This is a genomic window from Microcystis sp. M179S2, from assembly GCF_020245805.1.
Classification (GTDB): domain Bacteria; phylum Cyanobacteriota; class Cyanobacteriia; order Cyanobacteriales; family Microcystaceae; genus Microcystis; species Microcystis aeruginosa.
In genome coordinates, this window is the sequence record NZ_JADBUE010000067.1 from 1 (window position 1) to 2,705 (window position 2,705).

Sequence of the window (2,705 nt, forward strand, 5' to 3'; positions counted from 1 at the left end):
TCTTGTCCATTAAGAAATGTTACAAATTACATGGGTACATTAAGAAAAGTTAAGGGGGTACATCCATTGATGGATAAGGGTTTTGGGCTATTATGGTATATATGTATGGGGGAAGTTCAGATATTGGAAAAATCGAGCTAGTCCTTCAGACGGAGGTAAACGAAGTCCTTCTGACAGCTTAGTATAAGGAACATAGGCAAATGCTCTTGAAGGACTAAAGAGATAAAAATTTCCTTCTACAGTCTCATTAATTAACAATAAATATTTACCATTTTCAGGTAAATCAACCCATAAATAATGGGGCTTGTTAAGATAAATATAATTACCCTTATCTGGCTCTGGCTTAATTACAGTACCATTCATAACTAGACCCCTTTTTGAACTACCGTTTGAGGCTCCTCCATTAGGGGATTTTTCTACCTCAAAATTTTCATTAATATCCAGCATCGTTAACTTATTACAAGCAGGTGCAGCAACTTCTTTTGCTAATTCCCAACCCATCCGAGGAAATTTTTTCTCCCATAACCATTGATAAGTCACTTGATGAGGTTCAATTGAATTCTGAGGTTTTCCTTTCTTCTCATATTTAGTAGTAATTAAATTGACACTTAATTCTAATCCATCGTCTATCATCGCTTGTTTAAACACATCTACCATTATTCTCCTAATTCTTTTCGCATATTCATTAATAGTTGCTTCCGTATAATGAAGATTATGCTTATCTTTCATTATTTCGACAATTTCACTTCTTTTTTTATCTTGATTTTTTGGATGATATAGAAGTTGAAATAAACAACTATGATCTTGATTTTTTATCAAACCAGTATTTTGCAAGATCCAGTTTAGAAATGCTTTTTGCAATAGGTCTTTATCTTTAGTCCCTATCCTGTCAGGAATGCCAACCATTTTTAGTTCAAAAATAATCAAAAAATTAATGGAGATATTTAAAGATTACATCATTTCCTCTAATTTGTCAATATTTTGATGAGAAAGAGAAAGCAATGTTATTAATTGTTATTAAAAGTTATGTACGGTTATTTAGAGCTATTTAGAGTTATTTAGAGTTGTTGGCTGATACCAATTTGTTATTCAGTATCTATTGAATGTTATTTGATCTGAATGTTTGACTTGAATCATCAACTAATTAATTCACAGGAGTTGACAGCTAATGCCAGTTTACAACGGTACAATTTACAATGACCTCTTGTTCGGCAGTTTCGGTAATGACACCCTTTACGGGAATGAAGGGAATGATAGCATTTACGGCCAAGGAGGCAACGACTACATCGACGGTGGAATAGGCAACGACTACATTGATGGTGGAGATGGTGCAGATAACATCTTCGGCCGCGCTGGAAATGACAATGTCTTCGGCGGAAACGGTAGTGACTTGCTCATTGGCGAAGCAGGTGCTGACACTTTATCAGGCGGAAACGACAATGATTATCTCTTTGGCGGAGCCGACAACGATGTTTTATTAGGAGGCGCTGGGAATGACTTTGTCTATGGCGGCTATGGCAATGATATCCTCACTGGCGGCACTGGTGCCGATGTCTTTTATTTCGGTTCTCTTCTAGAAGGAGTTGACGTAATCAAGGATTTTCAGTGGATAGAGGGCGATGTCATCCAGATCAGTAAGTCCGGATTTACTGCTAGTAGCCTTAGCCAATTTAACTACAATAGCTTAACAGGTGGGTTAAGTTTTCTTGGGCAACAATTCGCAACCATTGAAAATCGCCCCGCAGGGTTTGCTGTCTCTTTCGATGTTCAGCTTGTTTAATTGGGAGTGGGCGGGCGAATCTTTTGGTTCGCCTGTTCCAGACGACTGGGCAATTTTTGCTCACTGATCAAACTAAAAGCATGAACCTTGTTCTCAAGGAACAAAAGATAACGAACAACAAAAAAAGAATTAATTTTTGAGGAGCAACAAAAATGTTCAATCCCTGCAACCCCAAATATCCCTTATTTACTTTTGCTATTGCTTTATTCGTTGGCGGTATTACTAATCCAAGCAGTGCAGCAGAGTTTAAATTTCCTGATCAGGTTGATATTTACGTTAAATCCTTAGGAGGTGGTGCTGGTGCCAATTCTGAGTTTGGTCTTGGGACTACTTCAGAAAACTTTGTTCCAGTTCTTTCAGGATTGCCGAATAATCCATCAACAAACAGTGAGGTTTTTTTGGGGTCTTTTAATCCAGATCAACCAATTCCACTGGCGGTTCTAACTAACTGGAATGGTCAAAGTTTTTTCGCTACAATTGGAGGCACAGATATGGCTTCACAAATAGTTTTTTCGGATCTAGATAATAGCCTTGGTTTCGGAGGAAATACATTTGAGTTACTAGATACTAATATCTTCTTAGCTCATCTTGATGACGCTGCATCTTTCACTGTAGATGATGATGACGATGATGTTCTTATTCAGATGCGTGTTGCATCTAAAAAAACGACTCCAGAATCCAGCAGCGTTCTTGTTTATATTACCCTTGGGGGTTTAATACTAGGGAGTGCTATCCGCAAAGCCAGAAAGTGATCGCATTGTAGCTCGCTATTGGGTTGTTGTCAAACGAACAAGTCTCAATGGGTTCCAGGAGAAATTGTCACAGCTGGGCAAGTAGTAAAAGCGATTATTCTTAACGGATTGGGATTTGTCTCCCGATCCTTGTATTTATTTCCTCAATTTTTTGAAGATAAAGCAACCGAACA

General features: G+C 37.9%; 3 protein-coding genes and 1 pseudogene. 3 read left to right on the plus strand and 1 reads right to left on the minus strand.

What is annotated here, in order from left to right; translation table 11 throughout:
- Positions 1–90: 90 nt before the first annotated feature.
- Positions 91–906, minus strand: coding sequence for a hypothetical protein (locus IM500_RS03590; protein ID WP_287737719.1), 816 nt, complete (start codon positions 904–906; stop codon positions 91–93).
- A 262-nt stretch (positions 907–1,168) separates the two neighbouring features.
- On the opposite strand from IM500_RS03590, the gene IM500_RS03595 reads away from it, so the two are divergent.
- The 3 genes and pseudogenes from IM500_RS03595 to IM500_RS03605 all read left to right on the plus strand — a co-directional run.
- On the plus strand, positions 1,169–1,780 hold the full coding sequence (locus IM500_RS03595) for a calcium-binding protein (protein ID WP_190722596.1): 612 nt from the start codon (positions 1,169–1,171) through the stop codon (positions 1,778–1,780).
- A 152-nt stretch (positions 1,781–1,932) separates the two neighbouring features.
- Positions 1,933–2,532, plus strand: coding sequence for a hypothetical protein (locus IM500_RS03600; RefSeq protein WP_287737720.1), 600 nt, complete (start codon positions 1,933–1,935; stop codon positions 2,530–2,532).
- Positions 2,533–2,589: 57 nt separating this feature from the next.
- Positions 2,590–2,705: pseudogene (locus IM500_RS03605) on the plus strand (DUF4277 domain-containing protein); the annotation flags it as partial.